23 protein-coding genes and 1 tRNA gene are annotated in these 20,778 nt (G+C 30.7%); 7 read left to right on the top strand and 17 right to left on the bottom strand.

Annotated features, from left to right (window positions below; translation table 11 throughout):
- Nucleotides 1–1,242 (bottom strand): M16 family metallopeptidase (locus ACH2BO_RS15065; protein WP_395045552.1); only part of this gene is annotated, 1,242 nt, incomplete at its 3' end.
- A 12-nt stretch (nt 1,243–1,254) separates the two neighbouring features.
- Nucleotides 1,255–2,610 carry a M16 family metallopeptidase gene (locus ACH2BO_RS15060; RefSeq protein ID WP_395045551.1) on the bottom strand — a complete coding sequence of 452 codons (1,356 nt, stop codon included), beginning with the start codon at nt 2,608–2,610 and terminating at the stop codon, nt 1,255–1,257.
- Nucleotides 2,611–2,834: 224 nt separating this feature from the next.
- Here ACH2BO_RS15060 and rplU point away from each other — a divergent pair, with 224 nt between their 5' ends.
- Together rplU and rpmA are read left to right on the top strand one after the other, a co-directional pair.
- Nucleotides 2,835–3,557, top strand: a complete 723-nt coding sequence (gene rplU, locus ACH2BO_RS15055; RefSeq protein ID WP_395045550.1) for a 50S ribosomal protein L21 — start codon at nt 2,835–2,837, stop codon at nt 3,555–3,557.
- 31 nt (nt 3,558–3,588) lie between these two features.
- Nucleotides 3,589–3,849 (top strand): 50S ribosomal protein L27, encoded by a 261-nt coding sequence (gene rpmA, locus ACH2BO_RS15050; RefSeq protein WP_035127829.1) that lies wholly within the window; start codon nt 3,589–3,591, stop codon nt 3,847–3,849.
- A gap of 134 nt (nt 3,850–3,983) precedes the next feature.
- On the opposite strand, the gene accC is transcribed toward rpmA, so the two are convergent.
- The 6 genes from accC to pdxA form a co-directional block, all read right to left on the bottom strand.
- On the bottom strand, nt 3,984–5,330 hold the full coding sequence (accC, locus tag ACH2BO_RS15045; protein WP_395045549.1) for an acetyl-CoA carboxylase biotin carboxylase subunit: 1,347 nt from the start codon (nt 5,328–5,330) through the stop codon (nt 3,984–3,986).
- Between the two features lie 97 nt (nt 5,331–5,427).
- Nucleotides 5,428–5,916 carry an acetyl-CoA carboxylase biotin carboxyl carrier protein gene (accB, locus tag ACH2BO_RS15040; protein ID WP_395045548.1) on the bottom strand — a complete coding sequence of 163 codons (489 nt, stop codon included), beginning with the start codon at nt 5,914–5,916 and terminating at the stop codon, nt 5,428–5,430.
- A 23-nt stretch (nt 5,917–5,939) separates the two neighbouring features.
- On the bottom strand, nt 5,940–6,938 hold the full coding sequence (locus ACH2BO_RS15035; protein WP_395045547.1) for a beta-ketoacyl-ACP synthase III: 999 nt from the start codon (nt 6,936–6,938) through the stop codon (nt 5,940–5,942).
- Nucleotides 6,939–7,081: 143 nt separating this feature from the next.
- Nucleotides 7,082–7,276, bottom strand: a complete 195-nt coding sequence (gene rpmF, locus ACH2BO_RS15030) for a 50S ribosomal protein L32 (RefSeq protein ID WP_108902930.1) — start codon at nt 7,274–7,276, stop codon at nt 7,082–7,084.
- 9 nt (nt 7,277–7,285) lie between these two features.
- Nucleotides 7,286–7,828 carry a YceD family protein gene (locus ACH2BO_RS15025; protein WP_395045553.1) on the bottom strand — a complete coding sequence of 181 codons (543 nt, stop codon included), beginning with the start codon at nt 7,826–7,828 and terminating at the stop codon, nt 7,286–7,288.
- Between the two features lie 77 nt (nt 7,829–7,905).
- On the bottom strand, nt 7,906–8,970 hold the full coding sequence (gene pdxA, locus ACH2BO_RS15020; protein WP_395045546.1) for a 4-hydroxythreonine-4-phosphate dehydrogenase PdxA: 1,065 nt from the start codon (nt 8,968–8,970) through the stop codon (nt 7,906–7,908).
- Nucleotides 8,971–9,031: 61 nt separating this feature from the next.
- On the opposite strand from pdxA, the gene ACH2BO_RS15015 reads away from it, so the two are divergent.
- A complete protein-coding gene (locus tag ACH2BO_RS15015; protein ID WP_395045545.1) occupies nt 9,032–9,625 on the top strand; it encodes a riboflavin synthase in 594 nt (197 codons plus the stop codon).
- Between the two features lie 29 nt (nt 9,626–9,654).
- On the opposite strand, the gene ACH2BO_RS15010 is transcribed toward ACH2BO_RS15015, so the two are convergent.
- From ACH2BO_RS15010 to mce, 3 genes are all read right to left on the bottom strand, one after another.
- On the bottom strand, nt 9,655–9,855 hold the full coding sequence (locus ACH2BO_RS15010; RefSeq protein ID WP_395045544.1) for a hypothetical protein: 201 nt from the start codon (nt 9,853–9,855) through the stop codon (nt 9,655–9,657).
- Nucleotides 9,856–10,038: 183 nt separating this feature from the next.
- Nucleotides 10,039–10,112, bottom strand: a tRNA-Ile gene (locus ACH2BO_RS15005).
- 106 nt (nt 10,113–10,218) lie between these two features.
- Nucleotides 10,219–10,623, bottom strand: a complete 405-nt coding sequence (mce, locus tag ACH2BO_RS15000; RefSeq protein WP_395045543.1) for a methylmalonyl-CoA epimerase — start codon at nt 10,621–10,623, stop codon at nt 10,219–10,221.
- A gap of 190 nt (nt 10,624–10,813) precedes the next feature.
- Here mce and rbfA point away from each other — a divergent pair, with 190 nt between their 5' ends.
- Nucleotides 10,814–11,206: a 30S ribosome-binding factor RbfA gene (rbfA, locus tag ACH2BO_RS14995; protein ID WP_395045542.1), complete on the top strand. Its 393-nt coding sequence runs from the start codon at nt 10,814–10,816 to the stop codon at nt 11,204–11,206.
- A complete protein-coding gene (locus ACH2BO_RS14990) occupies nt 11,207–12,409 on the top strand; it encodes an ABC transporter permease (RefSeq protein ID WP_395045541.1) in 1,203 nt (400 codons plus the stop codon). It abuts the gene before it with no gap.
- Here the strand turns inward: ACH2BO_RS14990 and dusB are convergent.
- From dusB to ACH2BO_RS14975, 3 genes are read right to left on the bottom strand one after another with little or no spacing between them, the layout of a single operon-like run.
- On the bottom strand, nt 12,406–13,398 hold the full coding sequence (gene dusB, locus ACH2BO_RS14985; protein WP_395045540.1) for a tRNA dihydrouridine synthase DusB: 993 nt from the start codon (nt 13,396–13,398) through the stop codon (nt 12,406–12,408). The genes ACH2BO_RS14990 and dusB overlap by 4 nt on opposite strands.
- A gap of 38 nt (nt 13,399–13,436) precedes the next feature.
- On the bottom strand, nt 13,437–13,781 hold the full coding sequence (locus ACH2BO_RS14980; protein WP_395045539.1) for a DUF5615 family PIN-like protein: 345 nt from the start codon (nt 13,779–13,781) through the stop codon (nt 13,437–13,439).
- A complete protein-coding gene (locus ACH2BO_RS14975; RefSeq protein WP_395045538.1) occupies nt 13,782–14,009 on the bottom strand; it encodes a DUF433 domain-containing protein in 228 nt (75 codons plus the stop codon).
- Nucleotides 14,010–14,275: 266 nt separating this feature from the next.
- Here ACH2BO_RS14975 and lepA point away from each other — a divergent pair, with 266 nt between their 5' ends.
- Both lepA and thiL read left to right on the top strand, forming a co-directional pair.
- The gene (lepA, locus tag ACH2BO_RS14970) at nt 14,276–16,072 is read left to right on the top strand and encodes a translation elongation factor 4 (protein WP_395045537.1); all 1,797 of its coding nucleotides are present in this window, start codon (nt 14,276–14,278) and stop codon (nt 16,070–16,072) included.
- 589 nt (nt 16,073–16,661) lie between these two features.
- Nucleotides 16,662–17,708, top strand: coding sequence for a thiamine-phosphate kinase (gene thiL, locus ACH2BO_RS14965; protein WP_395045536.1), 1,047 nt, complete (start codon nt 16,662–16,664; stop codon nt 17,706–17,708).
- 34 nt (nt 17,709–17,742) lie between these two features.
- Here thiL and ACH2BO_RS14960 read toward each other — a convergent pair whose 3' ends face one another.
- The 3 genes from ACH2BO_RS14960 to ACH2BO_RS14950 all read right to left on the bottom strand — a co-directional run.
- Entirely contained in the window at nt 17,743–18,417 is a 675-nt protein-coding gene (locus ACH2BO_RS14960; protein ID WP_395045535.1) for a response regulator, read from the bottom strand.
- A 1-nt stretch (nt 18,418) separates the two neighbouring features.
- On the bottom strand, nt 18,419–20,377 hold the full coding sequence (locus tag ACH2BO_RS14955) for a sensor histidine kinase (RefSeq protein WP_395045534.1): 1,959 nt from the start codon (nt 20,375–20,377) through the stop codon (nt 18,419–18,421).
- Nucleotides 20,378–20,589: 212 nt separating this feature from the next.
- On the bottom strand, nt 20,590–20,778 hold a 189-nt coding region (locus ACH2BO_RS14950), incomplete at its 5' end, for a hypothetical protein (RefSeq protein ID WP_395045533.1).

Raw genomic sequence — 20,778 nt, 5'->3', positions numbered from 1 at the left:
TTGAATGTTTTTGATATAATTTTCATAAAAATCGGCAGGCAAACCTTCAGTTTCTATATTTAAAGCGTAACGAGCAATTGTTGCTGGTTTTTCAACTTGCATTACAAATCGTCCAACATAACCTGCTTTTACATTGTTCAAAGTTTCTTCGCTTACTTTTTCTGTTCTAATTCTTTTAATTTCTTTTAAGAATTCAACAACAGCACTGTCGGTTACTGCATTTCTAACTTGCGAGTTTGCTTTAAATTTACTAACAGAATATTTACTTGAACCTACGTTTGAACGTGCACCATAAGTCCATCCGTGGGCTTCACGTAAGTTCATGTTTAAATAACTATTAAAGTCGCCACCAAGAACTTGATTGGCTACAATAACAGGGAAAAAATCTGGATCAGACAATCTTAAACTAACAGTATTAACTAGCGAAATTTCAGATTGAACTGCATTTGGCATATCAACAAAATTAATTTGTGTGTATTGAACATTGCTTGGAGCAGAATAAGTCAATTGTGGTGCTTTGGCTTTTACCCAAGAACCGAAAAGATTTGAAACAGCTTTTTTAGCATCTTTAAATTTTACATCACCAATTACTACAAGATAAGCTCTTTCCGGCACAAAATAAGTTGCATAATTTGCTTTTACATCAGATAGAGAAACTGCATTTATTGTTTCTTCTGATAAATATTCTCCTGATGGATGATTTTTTCCATAAACAAGAACGTTTTCAACTCTTCCAGCAACTGCAGGAACACTTTTTTCTTGCGTTTTTAATCCTTCAATTAGTTTTTCTTTTTCTTTATCAAATTCTTCTTGTGTAAAATTTGGACTCAATGCACCTTCTGCCATTAACTCTAAAATTCTTTTTGAATATTTAGATAATCCGCTTGCAAATGCGCCATCAGAATTAAAACTAATTTCTGCTCCAAGAAAATCTATTTCTTCATTGAAAACATCTTTTGTAGTTTTTTGAGATCCGTTTCCAATTAAACTACTTGTTAGGTTGTCAACTCCTTTTTTATTTCCTTCTGCATAAGGTGCATTGTCTATAGAAAGATTGAAAGAAACTCTAGGTAATTTATGGTCTTCAACCACTAAAACTTTTAATCCATTTGGTAATACAAATGAAACTGGTTTTTTAATGTTTATTTTTGGAGCTGGTCCTGGTTTTGGCTGTGGTCTGTTTTGTGCTTGCATAGTTATCGTTAAAAACAAGCTTGATAATATAATTATTGATTTTCTCATTTTTGTTTAATTTTATTTGTTTTGCTTCGCCTGTTCACCTTCGTTCGAGTCAGCTTTGTCTTTTGCTGGTACATAATCCAAAATCAATCGTTGGTTTGGATTTAAATATTTTTTTGCAATATCTCTAATTTCTTCTCTTGTAATAGAACGATACATTTCTATTTCGGTATTAATTAAATTTACATCACCATATAATAGGTAATATGATGCTAGGTTTTCTGCAACGCCTTCAACTGATGAATTACTGTTTACAAAATTATTGTCGTATTTGTTTTTTAATTTTTGCAAATCGTTTTCAGATATTAATTCTGTTTGAACTTTTACAATTTCTTCATCTGTTTCTTTAATTAAATCTGCAGCAGTAAAATCACCTTGAGGAATTCCTATAATCATATAAGAACTATAATCTTCTTGACTGTAATTGAAAGAACTCAACTGAAGTGCCATTTTCTTTTCATCAACAATTTTTTTATATAATCTTGAACTTTTTCCATCACTTAAATAAGTAGAAATCATATCCAATATTCTGGCGTCACGCGTTTTCATTGAAGGAGTTCTATATGCAGCAACTACCATTGGTTTTTGAATGTTTGGATCTTCATATCTTGCACTCAATGGTTGTGTAATTGGATCTTCAACAAAAGTTTGCTTTACAACATCAACACCTCTTGGAATTGGAGCAAAATATTTTTCAATCCAAGCTTTAGTTTGTGCAATATCTAATTGTCCAGCAACTACTAAAACCGAATTGTTTGGAGAATAGAATTTTTTATTAAATGCTTGAAACTCTGCCAAAGTTGCAGCATCAAGATGTTCCATAGAACCAATAGTTGCCCAACGGTAAGGATGTTTAACAAATAAATTCTTTTTTACTTGTGCAATCCAACTTCCATAAGGAGAATTATCAACTCTAAGACGTTTTTCTTCTTTTACAACTTCGTTTTGAGTATCAACACCAATTTGATTAATAACTGGATGCATCAATCGTTCAGATTCCATCCACAAACCTAATTCTAAATTATTTGAAGGAAAAACTTCAAAATAATAGGTTCTGTCGTCAGATGTGTTGGCGTTATTGGTTCCGCCATTACCAGTTACAATTTTAAACCATTCACCTCGTTTGATGTTTTCTGTACCTTCAAATAATAAATGTTCAAAAAAGTGAGCAAATCCTGTTCTTTCAGGATTTTCGTCTTTAGAACCAACATGGTACATAACCGAAGTTATAACCACTGGCGCAGATGGATCATTGTGTAAAATAACATGCATTCCATTGGCTAAATCATATTCCTCAAAAGCAACCTTTTGGGCATGAGCTGTTCCTCCTAGCATAAGCATTGAACTTAAAGCGATTAAAGATTTTTTCATATTAAAACTATAAATTTTAGTTGTATAGTACAATTAGTATAATAATTGCAAATTCTGTTACACAAAAATAGATTTTTTTATTTGTTTTAATTAAAGGTTTAGATGGAAAAAAATTAAAAATGTAACAAACTGATTTTTAAGGAAAACTTTTTTGAAATAGCGTTGCATGAGAAATATTTATTTGTATATTTGCAACCTTAAAAAAATTAACTAAACAATTTGTTATGTACGCAATCGTAGAGATAGCAGGGCAACAATTTAAAGTAAGCAAAGACTTAAAGGTTTATGTTCACCGTTTAACTAATGAAGAAGGGTCAAAAGTTTCTTTTGATAAAGTTCTTTTATTAGACGACAATGGAAGCATTACTTTAGGCGCCCCAGCTATAGAAGGTGCTTCAGTAGAAGCCAAAGTGTTACAACACTTAAAAGGTGATAAAGTAATCGTTTTCAAAAAGAAAAGAAGAAAAGGTTACAAAAAAAGAAACGGTCACCGTCAGTATTTAACACAAATTCTTATTGAAGGAATTAGTGCTACTGGTGGAAAAAAAGCTGCTCCTAAAAAAGAGGAAGCTCCAAAAACCGAAACTGCAGCAAAAGTAGAAGCTCCAAAAGCTGAGAAAGCTCCAAAAGCAGAAAAACTTGTTGAAGTTGTTGAAGAAAAAGCTCCAAAAGCTGTAAAAGCTTCTAAAAAAGGTGATGATTTAGTAATTATTGAAGGAATTGGTCCAAAAGCTGCTGAAGCATTAGTTGCTGGTGGAATAGACACTTTTGCAAAACTTGCTGCCGCATCTGCTGATTCTGTTAAAGAAATTCTTGACGCATCAACTAATAAAGTACAACATTTAGATCCAACTACTTGGGCTCAACAAGCACAATTAGCTGCTGATGGTAAAATGGACGAATTAAAAAAATTACAAGATGAATTAAACGGTGGTAAAGCTGTTTAATTAATTAATAACCTATAAAACCTATAACATCATGGCTCACAAGAAAGGTGTCGGTAGTTCGAAGAATGGTAGAGAATCACATTCAAAACGTTTAGGCGTTAAGATATATGGTGGTCAAGCTGCAATTGCTGGTAACATTATCGTAAGACAAAGAGGTTCAAAACACAATCCAGGTGAAAACGTTTACATTAGTAAAGATCATACTTTGCATGCAAGAGTTGATGGCGTTGTGAAATTTCAGAAAAAAGCTGGCGATAAGTCGTTTGTTTCTATTATTCCTTTTGAAGCATAATCTAAATAAATTTAGAAATTAAAAAAAACCGTTCAGTGATGAACGGTTTTTTTTTGGTTTAAGAAGAATTTAGTTTTTTATTAATTATAATGGTTAAAAAAAACCATCCGAACTAACGAATGGTTTTAGATGATTTAACTCAATTCTTTCATTTTGAAAGTGTCCATAAATGCAGTGGTGTAATTTCCAGCAACATATTCTGGTTCATCCATTAATTGTCTATGAAATGGGATTGTAGTTTTTATTCCTTCTATATAAAACTCGTCTAAAGCGCGTTTCATTTTACTAATTGCTTCTTCTCTTGTTTGCGCAGTTGTAATTAATTTTGCAATCATGGAGTCGTAATTTGGCGGAATTGTATATCCTGCGTAAACGTGTGTATCCAATCTTACACCATGTCCTCCAGGCGAATGTAAAACTGTGATTTTTCCTGGCGAAGGACGAAAATCATTGTATGGATCTTCTGCATTTATACGACATTCGATTGCATGCAAGTTTGGAAAATAATTTTTTCCTGAAATTGGAACTCCTGCAGCAACTAGAATTTGTTCACGAATTAAATCATAATCAACTACTTGTTCTGTGATTGGGTGTTCAACTTGAATACGAGTATTCATCTCCATGAAGTAGAAGTTTCTATGTTTATCGACAAGAAACTCAACAGTTCCTGCTCCTTCATATTTAATATATTCTGCGGCTTTTACTGCGGCTTCTCCCATTTTTTGACGTAATTCGTCAGTCATAAATGGCGAAGGTGTTTCTTCGGTTAGTTTTTGATGACGTCTTTGAACAGAACAATCTCTTTCAGATAAATGGCATGCTTTTCCATATGAATCTCCTACAACTTGTATTTCTATATGTCGTGGTTCTTCAATTAATTTCTCAAGGTACATTCCATCATTTCCAAAAGCCGCAGCTGATTCTTGTCTTGCGCTTTCCCATGCTTTCAATAAATCATCTTGCTTCCACACAGCTCTCATGCCTTTTCCTCCGCCACCAGCAGTTGCTTTTAGCATTACTGGATAACCAAATTCATTGGCTATTTTTTCAGCTTCTTCATAAGATTCTAAAATACCTACAGAACCTGGAACGCATGGTACTCCTGCTTCTATCATTGTAGATTTTGCAGATGCCTTATCTCCCATTCTATCAATCATTTCTGGAGATGCTCCGATGAATTTGATTCCATGTTCTTGACAAATTTTAGAAAATTTAGAATTCTCTGAAAGAAAACCATATCCTGGATGAATTGCATCTGCATTAGTAATTTCGGCAGCTGCAATAATATTTGACATTTTCAAATAGGATAAATTACTTGGTGGCGGACCAATACAAACTGCTTCGTCTGCAAATTTAACATGTAAACTTTCGGCATCAGCAGTAGAATAAACCGCTACTGTTTTTATTCCCATTTCTCTACAGGTTCTAATTACTCTAAGAGCAATTTCACCTCTATTGGCAATTAATATTTTTTTAAACATCTTATTATTATATTAAATTGTAAATTATAAATTTTAAATGGATTAGATTGAATAATGAACAAAATTCATAATTCAAAATTTAAAATTTAAAATAACTTTACGATGGATCAACTAAGAATAATGGTTGGTCAAATTCTACTGGAGACATATCATCTACTAGAATTTTTACGATTTTTCCTGAAATTTCTGATTCAATTTCGTTAAACAATTTCATTGCTTCAACTACACAAAGAACATCACCTTTAGAAATTGAGGTTCCAACTTCAGCAAAAGCTGGTTTGTCTGGAGCTGGTTTTCTGTAAAAAGTTCCAATCATTGGAGATTTAATAGTAACATATTTAGAGGTTTCATCTGCAACTACTACTGGTGCTGAAACAACTGGCTGAACTGGAACTTGCTGTTGAGCAGGAGTTGCTTGATTCATTGTTTGTTGCATTGGCGCTTGTTGAACATAAGTTATGTCTGGAGTATTTCCTTCCAAAGTAGTTCTAATTGTAATTTTAATATCACCAGTTTCTAATTTTACTTCTGCAACTCCAGAATTGGAAACAAATTTGATTAGGTTTTGAATTTCTTTTAAATCCATAATTATTTTGATTTAGTTATAGTTTATTGTTTATTATATGCCCATTTAAGATAGATTGAACCCCAAGTAAATCCGCCACCAAAAGCGGCAAATATAAGGTTATCTCCTTTTTTAAATTTATCTTCAAAGTCACTCAATAAAAGAGGTAATGTTGCTGAAGTGGTATTTCCGTATTTTTGAATATTTACTAGAACTTTTTCTTCATCGAGTTCAATTCTAGATGCTGTAGCATCAATTATTCTTTTGTTGGCTTGGTGAGCAATTAACCAATTTACATCTTCTTTGGTAAGATTATTACGTTGCATTATTTTCTCGCTTACGTCTGCCATTCCAGAAACTGCATATTTAAAAACTGTTTTTCCGTCTTGAAAAACATAATGCTGTCTATTTTCTACGGTTTCTTTTGAAGCTGGTAATATTGAACCTCCAGCATCAATTTTTAAATATTCTCTTCCTATTCCATCAGACTTTAATATTTCATCTTGAACTCCAAGTCCTTCGTAATTTGGCTCAAATAAAACTGCTCCTGCACCATCGCCAAAGATTATACAAGTTGCTCTATCAGTATAATCAATAATAGATGACATTTTATCAGCTCCTATTAATAATACTTTTTTATATTTTCCTGATTGTATATATGCTGCTGCCATAGACATTCCAAATAGAAAGCTGGAACATGCTGCTTGTAAATCATATGCAAATGCATTTATGGCACCTATTTGTGACGCAACAAAAACTCCGGTTGAAGCAACAGGCATATCTGGTGTTGTGGTTGCCATTATGACTATGTCAATTTCAGCAGGATTTAAGTTACTTTTTTTAATTAAGTCTTGTGCTGCTTTTATTGCTAAATAAGATGTTCCTTTTCCAGATTCTTTTAATAATCTTCTTTCTTTTATTCCGGTTCTGGTTGTTATCCATTCGTCATTGGTATCAACTAAAGTTTCTAATACTTGGTTTGAAAGAATAAAGTCTGGAACATACCCACCAACAGCGGTAATTGCGGCTGTAATTGTACTCATATTACTGTTTTATAATCTCTTTAAAAATACAAATTTAAAAGAGGTGGAAATTACAAAAAAAATAGTTATTTATTATTATTATTATTTGTAAAAAACAAAAAACTCTCACAGAGTGAGAGTTTAAATGTAAATTTAAAAATAAATTATGCAGCAGCTACTGATTTATCAATAACTACTTGTCCTCTATAATACATTTTACCTTCATGCCAGTATGCTCTGTGGTATAAATGCGCTTCTCCAGTTACTGGACAAGTTGCAATTGTAGCTACCGTTGCTTTGTAGTGTGTTCTTCTTTTATCTCTTCTTGTTTTGGAGATTTTTCTCTTAGGATGTGCCATTTTACTATATTATTTATCCGTTAATAGTTGCTTTAATTTGTCCCAACGTGGGTCAATATTTTCTTCTTTTTTATTCTCTTTTTTTTGTTCTTTTATGGTATGCTTTGTTAGATTTTCTAGAGTTTCTGTCTGTAAAGTTCCATCTTTTATACCTGGATGAATTCTTTTTAAAGGAACCGAAAGCACAATCATTTCATAAATGTATTGAGAAACATCTATTTGATGTTCGCCATGAGGTAAAATTAATATTTCTTCATTGTCATTATTAAATTCCTCTCCAAAACTTACTACTAATTTAATTTTTCCTTTTATTGGTAAATCAAACATTTCGTTTGTCAAATCACAAGGCACATTTACTGTTCCTTTGTGCTTGAAAAGAAGCTCTAACATGGTGCTTTTTTTCTCTAGAACTACATTTACTTTAATATCACAATTTTCATATTCGTGATAATCAAAACTATCAAAGAACGTTTTTTTTATTTGATATTCAAATTGATGTTTCCCTAACTTTAATCCTATAAATGGAATTAAAAATTCATTTGTAACTTTCATCATTTCATCAATTTGTCCAATCCGAAGATTCGGGTTTGGGAGTGCAAAGATATAAATTTATTGTAAATTCAAAAGCGTTATGTGCCTTTTTTTGTTTCTAATTGTTTTTCTTTTATTTTTAATGGGTTTTTTGACAAAATTAAATACTCGTTTCTTGAGTGATAGATGTCAATAGCAAGGTAAATTGCTTCTTTAAAAGAACTGTTGTCTGCCAATCCTTTTCCTGCAATTTCATAAGCAGTTCCATGATCTGGCGATGTTCTAATCTTATTTAGTCCTGCAGTATAATTAACTCCTTTACCAAAAGACAAGGTTTTAAATGGTATTAACCCTTGGTCATGATATGTTGCAATTACTGCATCAAACTTTTCATATTGCCCACTTCCAAAGAAACCATCGGCAGAATATGGTCCAAACGCTAAAATTCCGCTTTCAAATATTTTTTTTATGGTTGGTCTAATTATTTCGTCATCTTCTTTGCCGATGACTCCATTATCTCCAGCATGAGGATTGAGCGCTAATACAGCTATTTTAGGTTTATTTATGCTGAAATCTTGCTTTAATGTGTTGTTTATTGTTTGGATTTTTTGAATAATTAATTTCTCAGTTAAATGTTTTGCTACTTCATTAACAGGGATATGATCTGTAATTAATCCGACTCTCAAATTGTCTTGAACCATTAGCATCAAGGCATTCCCTTCTAGTTCTTTATTTAAATAATCGGTGTGTCCTGGAAATTTAAAGTCTTCAGATTGAATGTTATACTTATTTATTGGTGCTGTAACAAGCACGTCTACAAATCCTTCTTTTAATGACTTTGTTGCTTCAACAAAAGATTTAATGGCATATTTACCAACATTTTCATCATTTTGACCAAAATTGATATCAACTCCTTCTTTCCAAACATTCAATACATTAATCTTTCCTTTTACTAATTGATCTATTTTATCAATTCCGTGCAAAGCAACTTCAGAATTAAGATTTTTTTTTATGAATGATAAAACTTTAACATTAGCAAAAATAACTGGCGTACACAATTCTAACATTCGAGAATCTTCAAATGTTTTTAGTATTACTTCGCTTCCAATACCGTTTAAATCTCCAATTGAAATTCCTACGATTATATTTTCTGCTTTTTTCATGGCGTATTCTTCTTATTTATTGCTAATTTTGAAGTGCAAATTTAGTAAATTAAAACGACAAATGTTTACAGGAATTATAGAAACACTAGGAATAATAAAAGTCATTCAAAAAGAAGAGGAAAACCTACATATTACTGTAAACTCTTTAATTACAAATGAATTAAAAATAGATCAAAGCATAGCGCACAATGGTGTTTGCCTGACTGTAGTTAATATAATAAATGATGACTATACTGTTACCGCAATAAAGGAAACTATTGACAAAACCAATGTTGGCGATTGGTGTGTAAACGATATTATTAATCTTGAACGCGCAATGAAACTTGGAGATCGTCTTGATGGACATATCGTTCAGGGTCATGTTGATCAAATAGGAATTTGCAAATCAATAGAAGAAACTAATGGTAGTTGGTTATACACTTTTGAATATGATGAATGCATTAACAATATAACTATAGAAAAAGGTTCAATTACTATAAATGGTGTTAGTCTAACGGTTGTGAATTCAAAAGACAAACAGTTTAGTGTTGCAATTATACCTTATACTTATGTGCATACAAACTTCAAGAATTTTAAAGTTGGCACAAAAATTAATTTAGAATTCGATGTGATTGGAAAATACATTACAAAACTAAACCTCATGAAAAAAGAATAGTTTTTTATATAAAAATAAAAAGCTTCAAATTAATTTGAAGCTTTTTTTATATAATACAATTTATAATATGCAAAAACAATTGATATAAATACCAATACAAATACACCTCCATCAATCGGCAAACCTGGAGGTGGCGGAATTGGAGGTGGCGGATTAGGTGCAGCTAGCATTGAATTACAACAAAACAAAGCTGTTAATCCTATAAACAATTTACTTGGGACAATTCTCATAGGGCGTAAAAGTAAAAAAAAATTCTCTTTATCAAAATTATTTGTCTTATTATTTGAGTGATGTAGTAATTAAATGACATTTATTTAACTTTTAACATCACTTGTTTTTATAATGAACGTAAAAAAGTTGATTTTAGTTTTATCTAATAAAAAAAAGACTTCATTAAAGAAGTCTTTTAATTGTGGTCCCACTTGGAATCGAACCAAGCACCTACTGATTATGAGTCAGTTGCTCTAACCGAATGAGCTATAGGACCGATTATTAGGTTGCAATATTACTACTATTTTTAATTTATCGCAAGTGTTTTAAGCAATTTGAGTAATCAAAAACATTAAAACTTTATAATTGTCTAGATATCAATTCTATTCTTCAATCTCTTGACACAACTCTATTAGCACACCATTAGTTGTCTTTGGATGTAAAAAAGCAACCAGTTTATTATCTGCTCCTTTTTTTGGAATTTCATTTAACAGGATAAACCCTTCTTTTTTTAAACGTTCCATTTCGGCAACAATGTCTTTTACCTCAAAGGCAACATGATGTATTCCTTCGCCTTTTTTTTCAATGAATTTTGCAATTGGACTTTCTTGATTAGTTGCTTCAAGTAGCTCTATTTTATTTGGTCCGTTCATAAAAAAAGATGTTTTTACACCTTCACTTATAACTTCTTCTTGTTTATAAGCTGCTGCTCCAAATAATTTTTCGAATAGCAAATTGGATGATTCTAAATTTTTTACTGCAATTCCTATATGTTCTATTTTTCTCATTTTGTGTTTTGCCACAAAGGCGCTAAGTCTCAAAGATTTTGTAAAAATATGAATTTTTATAAGTTATCATATAATAGCAAACCTAAAAAATAGACTTAGCTGATTAAATTCTTTTTTAGAAAAAATTTCGAAATGACAAACTTTGTGACTTTGTGACTTTGTGGCTCTAAAAAAATTGTATTTTTGCAATATGGAAACAAACAGACAGAAAAAAATTGGAAGCGTACTTCAAAATGATTTGGTAGATATTCTTCAAGGTGAAGTGAGAAAAAACGGACTTACAAATTTGATAATTTCGGTTTCTAAAGTAATTGTAACAACTGATTTAGGTGTTGCTAGAGTATATTTAAGTGTTTTTCCAACAGACAGAGCGCAAGAAATATTGACTGCTGTAAAATCTAATATGTCTTTGATAAAACATGATTTATCACAAAGAGTAAAGTTGCAGTTGCGAAAAGTGCCAAATCTTTCATTTTATATTGATGATTCTTTAGATTATATTGAAAAAATTGACAATGCACTTTCTCAAAAAGAAAACCCTATTGAAAATCGTGATTTATTAGAAAAACGTAAGAAAGCGTAATTGAATTTTCCTCTTTACATAGCCAAGCGTTATCTTTTTACTTTTAGCAAGAGTACTGCCATCAATATCATCAATGGCATTGCTTCTTCAGGAGTAATTGTTGGAACAATGGCTTTGTTTGTTGTGCTTTCTGTTTTTAGTGGCTTGCGCGATTTTAGCTTGTCATTTGCTAATGATTTTGATCCCGATTTAAAAGCAAATCCTCTTATAGGAAAATCCTTTTTTATTTCTGAACAACAAGAAAAAGAAATTAAAAATATTGATGGAATTGCAAGTTATAGTAAGATTGTTGAAGAACAAGTTCTTTTTTCTTTTAATGGCAAACAAAAAATTACATATTTAAAAGGTGTTGATGAAAATTTTGTAAAAGTAAACAAAGCTTCTCAAAAACTTTTTAACGGACAATGGTTAAAACCCAATACTTATCAAGTAGTAATAGGTTATGGAATTTCAGAAAAATTATCTTTGGGTTTATTTGATTTTAATAATCCGTTTGAAGTATATGTTCCTCGTCCAGGAAAAGGAAATATGTCAATGAATCCAGATGAAGCTTTTAATAAATCGGTTATTATTCCGGTTGGAATTTATGCAATTAATGAAGAATTAGATTCTAAATATGTGTTTTCAGATTTGAGTTTGGCTCAAGAATTATTAGAATATAAACTCAATCAAATTTCTGGAATAGAATTTAAAACTAAACCAAATTTTAATGAAGGAGATGTTGTCTCTCAAATTGAAAAAACATTAAATAAAAAGGTAAAAGTAAAAAACAGAGCTGAACTAAATGCAACATTACACAAAATGTTAAATACTGAAAATATTGCCATTTATTTAATCTTTACTTTGGTAATTATTATTGCACTTTTTAATTTAATTGGTGCGTTAATCATGATGATTTTAGATAAAAAAGCCAATTTAATAACACTATATAATTTAGGAACAGAGATAAGAGATTTACGAAAAATATTCCTTCTTCAAGGAACTTTATTGAGTGTTTTTGGTGGATTTATAGGATTGCTTTTAGGAATTATTATAGTAATTATACAACAACAATTTCAATTGATTATGATTACTGAATCATTGGCTTATCCGGTTGTTTTTTCAGTTCAAAATATAATAATAGTCTTTTTAACAATTGTATCGCTTGGATTTATTGCAAGTTTAATTGCAAGTAGTCGTGTTAGTAAAAAATTATTAGATTAAACAAACGAAAAACCTAAATAAACTTCTTCAATTTCATTCAAAGCTTGAAATAATCCTTCTGCAGTTTCTAGAGTAACTAGTTTTAATCTGTGTTCTTTAAAATTAGGGATTCCTTTAAAATAGTTAGTGTAATGTCTTCGCATTTCAACAATTCCAACGCGTTCTCCTTTCCAATCCATTGACCAAGTTAAATGATTTCTTGCGGCTTCAACTCTATCTATTATTGTAGGTTTTGGCAAATGTTCTCCAGTTTTGAAATAATGTTTTATTCCATTAAAAATCCAGGGATAACCAATTGCAGCGCGACCAATCATCATGCCGTCAAGACCATATTTATTTTTATATTCTAATGCTTTTTCTACCGAATCGATATCGCCATTTCCAAAAATGGGCATTGTAATTCTTGGATTGTTTTTTATTCTTTGAATATGACTCCAATCGGCACTTCCTTTATACATTTGTGCTCGAGTTCTTGCATGAACTGTAAGTGCTTGTACTCCTATATCTTGTAAACGCTCGGCAACTTCATCAATATTGATAGAATTTTCGTCCCAACCTAAACGTGTTTTTACTGTTACCGGAAGACTGGTTCCTTTAATTACCGATTTAGTCAATCGAATCATTAAATCAACATCTTTCAAAACGCCTGCGCCAGCACCTTTACAAACCACTTTTTTTACCGGACAACCAAAATTTATATCAACTAAATCGGGTTGAACAGCATCAACAATACGTGCTGACATTTCCATGGCTTCTTCATCGCCACCAAATATTTGGATTCCTACTGGACGTTCATAATCAAAAATATCCAACTTCATTTTGCTTTTCATGGCATCACGAATTAATCCTTCAGATGATATAAATTCGGAGTACATTAAATCGGCACCATGCAATTTGCACAATCTACGAAATGGTGGATCGCTCACATCTTCCATTGGTGCAAGTAGTAACGGAAAATCGGGTAATATGATGTTGCCTATTTTGGGCATGAAATTGTTTTTTGCAAAGATAGAAAATAAAAAAAGGTTTATATTTTCCTTATTCTAATTGTTTTTGTAGAAATTACAATAAATGAATGCTGTTCGATACTATGATTTTGTAAAAAATTTAGTAAAATTGTAGTTATTTTTTCAAATTCTAAATAGTGATATCTTAATAAAACTACACTTACTTGTTTATGATTATATGCAAAAATTAAATCTCCAAAATCTTTATCTTCGGTAAGGATTACTTTTGGTGGATTTTGAGCTAAATCAATAATTTCAACATCAGAAATTCCTCTATAATTTTTATAAATAGAAATAACTTCGATTTTATTATCTATTAATTTCTCAATCATTTGCAAAGGAATATTCTCGTCTGCAATTATCATTTAAACGTCTAAAAGTTCTTCGTTACTGATAATGTTTGCTGCATAATCTAAAGAAGCTAAAATTTGTTTTGTGTTAATTTGTGGATAATTTTTTAATAAATCAATAACAGTTGCTCCTTCAGCTAATTTTTTTAAAATTAATTCAACAGTAATTCTTGTTCCTTTAATAATTGGTTTTCCATGCATTATTGCTGGATTTCTAACTATTATATCTTGAATTGCATTCATAAATTATATTTTTTTATTAAACAAATATATAAATTTTTAGTTTACTTATTTCTGATTTTTAGTTTTTTAAGTATTATGAGATTGACTCTCAATAAACAATAGAAAGTTTTACCTTATATTTGCAGTTAAATCCCAATTTGTGGGTTTGCGTTAGGGATTGAAGCGGCATCCTTTTATGTAATGAAATGGAATAAAAGATACAGCGAAAAGCCCGACCTGAATGAGGTACGATTGAAGGAAACGCCCAAAAAAGACATAAAAATAGAATGAAAAACATTAGAAATTTTTGCATTATTGCACACATTGATCACGGAAAAAGTACACTTGCAGACCGATTACTTGGTGCTACACAAACTGTTACTGCTCGTGAAGAAAAAGCGCAATTGCTTGATAATATGGACTTGGAGCGTGAACGTGGCATTACTATAAAAAGTCATGCTATTCAAATGGAATATAAATATAAAGGTGAAAATTATATCTTGAATCTTATTGATACTCCAGGTCACGTTGATTTTTCTTACGAAGTTTCGCGATCTATTGCGGCTTGCGAAGGTGCGCTTTTGATTGTTGATGCGGCACAAAGTATTCAGGCGCAAACTATTTCGAACTTATATTTGGCTCTTGATAATGATTTGGAAATTATTCCGGTTTTGAACAAAGTTGATTTGCCAAGCGCTAATCCTGAAGAGGTTAGCGATGATATTATAGATTTATTAGGTTGCAAGTTAGAAGATATTATTCATGCTTCGGGAAAAACTGGTTTTGGTGTCGAAAATATTTTGGCTGCCATTATCGAAAAAATTCCTGCTCCAAAAGGTAATAAAGATGAACCATTACAAGCATTGATATTCGATTCACATTACAATCCGTTTCGTGGTATTGAAGTTATTTTTAGAGTAAAAAATGGCGAAATCAAAAAAGGTCAGAAAATAAAATTTATGGCAACTGGCAACGAATATTTTGCCGATGAAGTGGGTACATTAAAGTTAAATCAAGTTCCGAAAAATGTTATTTCTACAGGCGATGTTGGTTATTTGATTTCTGGAATTAAAGAAGCCAAAGAAGTAAAAGTTGGTGATACTTTGACAGATGCAAAAACACCTACAACCAATATGATTGTTGGTTTTGAAGATGTAAAACCAATGGTTTTTGCCGGAATTTATCCGGTTGATACCGAAGATTATGAAGATTTGCGTTCTTCGATGGAAAAATTACAATTAAATGATGCTTCGTTAGTTTTTGTTCCAGAAAGTTCTGCTGCTTTAGGATTTGGTTTTAGATGCGGATTTTTAGGCATGTTGCATCTTGAAATTATTCAAGAACGATTGGAACGAGAATATGATATGACAGTAATTACTACTGTTCCTAACGTTTCGTATTTGGCTTATACTAAAAAAGAACCCGAAGTTGGATTTATAGTAAACAATCCGACAGATTTACCTGAACCATCTCGTTTAGATAGAGTTGAAGAACCATATATTAAGGCAACAATTATTACAAAAGCCGATTATGTTGGAAATGTAATGGGTTTGTGTATAGAAAAGCGTGGTGTAATTACCAACCAAACTTATTTAACAACTGAACGAGTTGAACTCAATTTTGATATGCCTTTGGCAGAAATAGTTTTCGATTTTTATGATAGATTAAAAACGGTTTCTAAAGGTTATGCTTCGTTTGATTATTCGCCAATTGGAATGCGAACATCCAAATTAGTTAGATTAGATGTTTTGTTAAATGGTCAAACGGTTGATGCGCTTTCGGCATTGATTCATGAAGACAATGCTTATAATATTGGTAAAAAGATGACCGAAAAATTGCGTGAGTTAATTCCAAGACAGCAATTTGATATTCCAATTCAAGCTGCAATTGGAGCAAAAATTATTGCTCGCGAAACTATAAAAGCATTACGAAAAGATGTTACTGCCAAATGTTATGGTGGTGATATTTCTAGAAAAAGAAAACTATTAGAAAAACAGAAAAAAGGAAAAAAACGTATGCGTCAAGTTGGGAATGTAGAAATTCCGCAAGAAGCGTTTATGGCTGTTTTGAAATTGAATGATTAGATTCATGTACAGACGTTGCAATGCAACGTCTGTACATTGTTGCAACGCCTGTAGATTGCAAAGTCTGTACAATATAATGTAAAACCCAATGACTAACGTTGTTGGGTTTTTTGTTAGCACAATCTTGTCCTGCTGATTCCGAAAATTCGGAAGTAGCATCTCATAAACTGATTTTTATTATGTGATTTCTCCCAAAAGGTCGAAATGACAACTTTTAAAAAAAACTTAGTGACTTCGTGACTTTGTGGCAAACAAAAATTATCCAAAAAAGTTTACTTGTATTATGAGATTTCTCCCAAAAGGTCGAAATGACAACTTTAAAAAAAAAACTTAGTGGCTTTGTGGCTTTGTGGCAAACAAAAATTATCCAAAAAAGTTTACTTGTATTATTTGGTTTCTCCCAAAAGTTCGAAATGACAAGTTTTAAAAAAACTTAGTGGCTTCGTGACTTTGTGGCAAACAAAAATTATCCAAAAAAGTTTACTTGTATTATGTAATTTCTCCCAAAAGGTCGAAATGACAAGTTTTAAAAAAAACTTAGTGACTTCGTGGCTTTGTGGCAAACAAAAAACCTTCGTACCTTTGCAAAATGATAGAAGATAAAACTCCACAAAGAACTTCACTTTCTCAATTGGGTGAATTTGGACTTATAGAACATTTGACTAAAAATTTTGATGTAAAAAACACCTCAACTATAAAAAGTATTGGCGATGATGCTGCGGTTTTGGATTTTAAAGATAAAAAAATTGTAATTTCTACCGATTTATTGATTGAAGGTGTGCATTTCGATTTATCCTACATGCCATTGCGACATTTGGGCTACAAAGCAGTTGTGGTAAATATATCAGATATTTGTGCTATGAATGCCAAGCCAACTCAAATTACAGTTTCGGTGGCGGTTTCTAATCGTTTTCCGCTTGAAGCTCTTGAAGAATTATTTGACGGAATTACACTTGCTTCAAAATTTTATAATGTAGATGTTATTGGTGGCGACACAACTTCATCTCAAAAAGGATTAATTATTTCGATTACAGCAATTGGTGAAGCCAATGAAAACGAAATTGTATATAGAAATGGTGCAAAAGAAGGTGATTTACTAGTGGTTTCTGGCGATTTAGGTTCGGCTTATATGGGATTACAAGTTCTTGAACGAGAAAAACAAGTGTTTCAAGTAAACCCAAACAACCAACCCGATTTGGATGCTTACACTTATTTAATTGAAAGACAATTGCGTCCAGAAGCTCGTCATGACATTAAAGATTTACTAGAAAAACTAGAAGTAAAACCCACTTCTATGATTGATATTTCTGATGGATTGTCGTCTGAAATTATTCATGTTTGTAAACAAAGTAAAGTGGGTTGCAATCTTTATGAAGATAAAATTCCTGTTGATCCACAATTTATTAATGTATGCGAAGAATTTAATATTGATAGTACAACTGTTGCTATAAATGGTGGCGAAGATTATGAATTGTTATTTACAATTGCTCAACTAGATTTTGAAAAAATAAAAGCAAATCCCAATTTTACAGTAATTGGTCATATTGTTCAAGAAAGCGAAGGAATTCATTTGATAACAAGAGCCAATACTAAAATTCCTCTAAAAGCTCGTGGTTGGAATGCTTTGGAAGAATAAAAAAAAATTCTCTCCGTTTTTGAGAGAATTTTTTTTATTTTATCATCATACCGTTTTCGTTGGCAATTCTAACTAATTCATCGTTTTTAATACCTTTTTTATCTAAAAGTATTTTCATCAATTCGATTCGTTTTTTAACCGAACTTGACGATAGTGAAACATATAGTGCAACATCATCTGCTTTTATACCTTTATTTAAAAAATGCAATATTTGTTTGTCAAAAACATCAACATAAACTTTTTCTTTTTGTTGCATGTTTAAAAATTTAATTACAGAATCGCTATAATAAATTTGACCTTTTAAAACTGTTGCAAGCAACATTAGCATAATATCGTAGGTCAAATCATTTTTTATTATCAACCCAAGTGGATTTATTTCTTCAATAATTTTTTCGGCTTTCAAACGTTCTGAATGCATTGTTAGTAAAACAATTTTACAATCTGGCGAATGTTGGTTTAGTAATTTTGCAATATCTTCACCCGATTCAAGATTTTTATCTGTATAAGCAGGCATGCTTATATCTAGCAAAGCAAGATCAAATACCAAACCATCTTGATTCATTATCTTTTCATAAGCTTCTTTACAATCGGCTGCTCTGGTTATAGTGAATTCATATTTCTTGTTGGGAAATCTTATTATTGCATTTGTATATCCTTGAATAATAAAGTGATGATCATCTACAATTAGAATATTAACGATTTGAGCCATATTATTGAATGCTATTTGGGGTTTCTTTGTTGGGCGGAAAGGTAATAATTAATTTTGAACCTTTACCAGTTTCTGATTTAATTTCTATTTCTCCTTGACAACTTTGTACTCTTGAAATAATATTTTTAAAACCGATACCATCATTTTTTTTGCTATCGGTATCTATTCCGACACCATCATCTTCAACATTAAACAAAAGATTGCCATACTTATCTTTTCTTAAATGGACTAAAATGTTATTGGCATTGGCGTGTTTATTAATATTTTGAAATCCTTCTTGAACAATTCTATAAATATTAATTTTAACAACATTGCTTATTTCATCCCAAATTATATCTTCGGCGATAATAAGTTGCGTTTTGGCAGTATTAATTTTAATTTGTTGTTCTACAAGCGAATTTATGATTGCTACAAAATTATTTATAAGTTCTAGATTTTCTCTACTCAGTTCGTGAGAGATTTCTCTTAAATCTTGTTCAATAATTTGCAATTCATTAAGACATTTAAGACGTTCTTCTTTGGCAATTTTATCATCAAAGCTGTTAAGGCCATCAAGGTTTAGGCGCAAGCCAAACAAACGCCCAAGCACACCATCATGAAGTTCTTTAGACAAACGTTGTTTTTCATAATCGCGACCTTCTTCGAGTTTGTTTTGATGCGAAATAATAAGTCGGTATATTTCCTCGTTGGCTATATTTTGTGATTGTTTAAGTTCAACAGTTCTTTCTCGCAAACGCTGGTACCTAATAAAAAATAAAAGCCCAGAAAATAAAACTATCGCTAATAAAAAATTGAGTACTATAGAGTTTTGCTCTATAATGTTGAAGTTTTCTTGGCGAAGTTCTTCGGTTTCATATTGCAATCGAGCAAAACGATCTAATGAATTTCTTTCTGCAACCAGTATACTATCACTAATTTTAATATACTCTTTAGAATATTTTGCAGAATTGACTTTTTCAACAATTGAAAGTTGTTTTAATGAAGCTAAAATGTCTCCAGATATTTTTGTTAACTTAGATGTGGAAAGCGCTTCTTGAGCATATTTTATTGAATTTATAGAATCATTTATATAATAATAATATTCTGAAAGATGAATTTTATTCAAAAATAATCCTTTTATAAAACCATTATTTTTTGAAATTTCAATCGAATTGAGAAACAATTTAGGTAATTCTTTAAAATCATTAATTTTAAATTTAGAATATGCATAATTGTCTAATAACATTGAATATAAATCTGGAGAGTCTTTTACCAAATTTTTCTCGTTAATTCCCAATTTAAAGTAACTTAAAGCATTATTATGTTCGTTCAAATTTTGATAAACAACTCCAATATTATTTTGTGTCCTTGATAGTAGGTGCAATTCGTTATTAAATTTATGTTCAGTTGCAATATCTAATGCCTTAAAGTGATAAGTTAACGCATTATTATAATTTTTCAATTCATTTGAACTTATACCAATATATGTGTAAGCGTTATAAATGTTTTTATAATCATCTGTGTTTTTTATGTATGATAAAGCAAAGCTTGATGATTGTTCACAACCAAAATAATCACTTTCATTAAATTGGACATACGCTTTTTCAAGATAATTTTTACCAAATGAAATGCTGTCATTTAAAGTTTTAAAGATTTTTTCTGATTTAATTAAAAAAATAAAAGCACTATCATTTCTTCCAACATCAATATACTTATTTGCAATTAAATTATAAGTTTTAGCCAGAAGTTTTTTTTCTAATTTGGAATTTGTGTTAGAAATTAAAAATCTAGTAATCTTATAAAATTCTTTATCATTTTTTAATTCAGAATAATTTTGCGCAATTCTAAATATTTTTTTTCTGCTTAAACTATCATTCCTATTTGATAAAATTTCAAATGCTTTATTTGAAAATTCATTTCTTATTTCTTTTTTAATTCTAATACTATCTGAATATTTTATATATATATCGAGACTATCCAATGATAAGTTTTTATTGTGATTTCTATCATTATTACAGCTAAAAAAAACAAAAAAAAGAATCAAATAAAAAAAGATATTATTATTCATAGATATAATTAAATCGCTAAAATACAAAAAAACGCAAAAAAAATCCTCACTTAGTGAGGATTTATTTTTTTTTAAATTTAATATACTTTTTAAGTATTTATATCAATTTTTAAAATCTTATGGTATTAATATGCTGATTGACCTCCAACTTCAAATGTTGGTCTTAATGCTGACTGACCTCCAACTTCAAATGTTGGTCTTAATGCTGACTGACCTCCAACTTCAAATGTTGGTCTTAATGCTGATTGACCTCCAACTTCAAATGTTGGTCTTAATGCTGATTGACCTCCAACTTCAAATGTTGGTCTTAATGC

Origin of the sequence: Flavobacterium sp. (genome assembly GCF_043773265.1) — a bacterium.
Classification (GTDB): Bacteria; Bacteroidota; Bacteroidia; order Flavobacteriales; family Flavobacteriaceae; genus Flavobacterium.
Note: the sequence above shows the minus strand (reverse complement) of the source record. Positions and strands in the feature narration are given on the sequence as shown.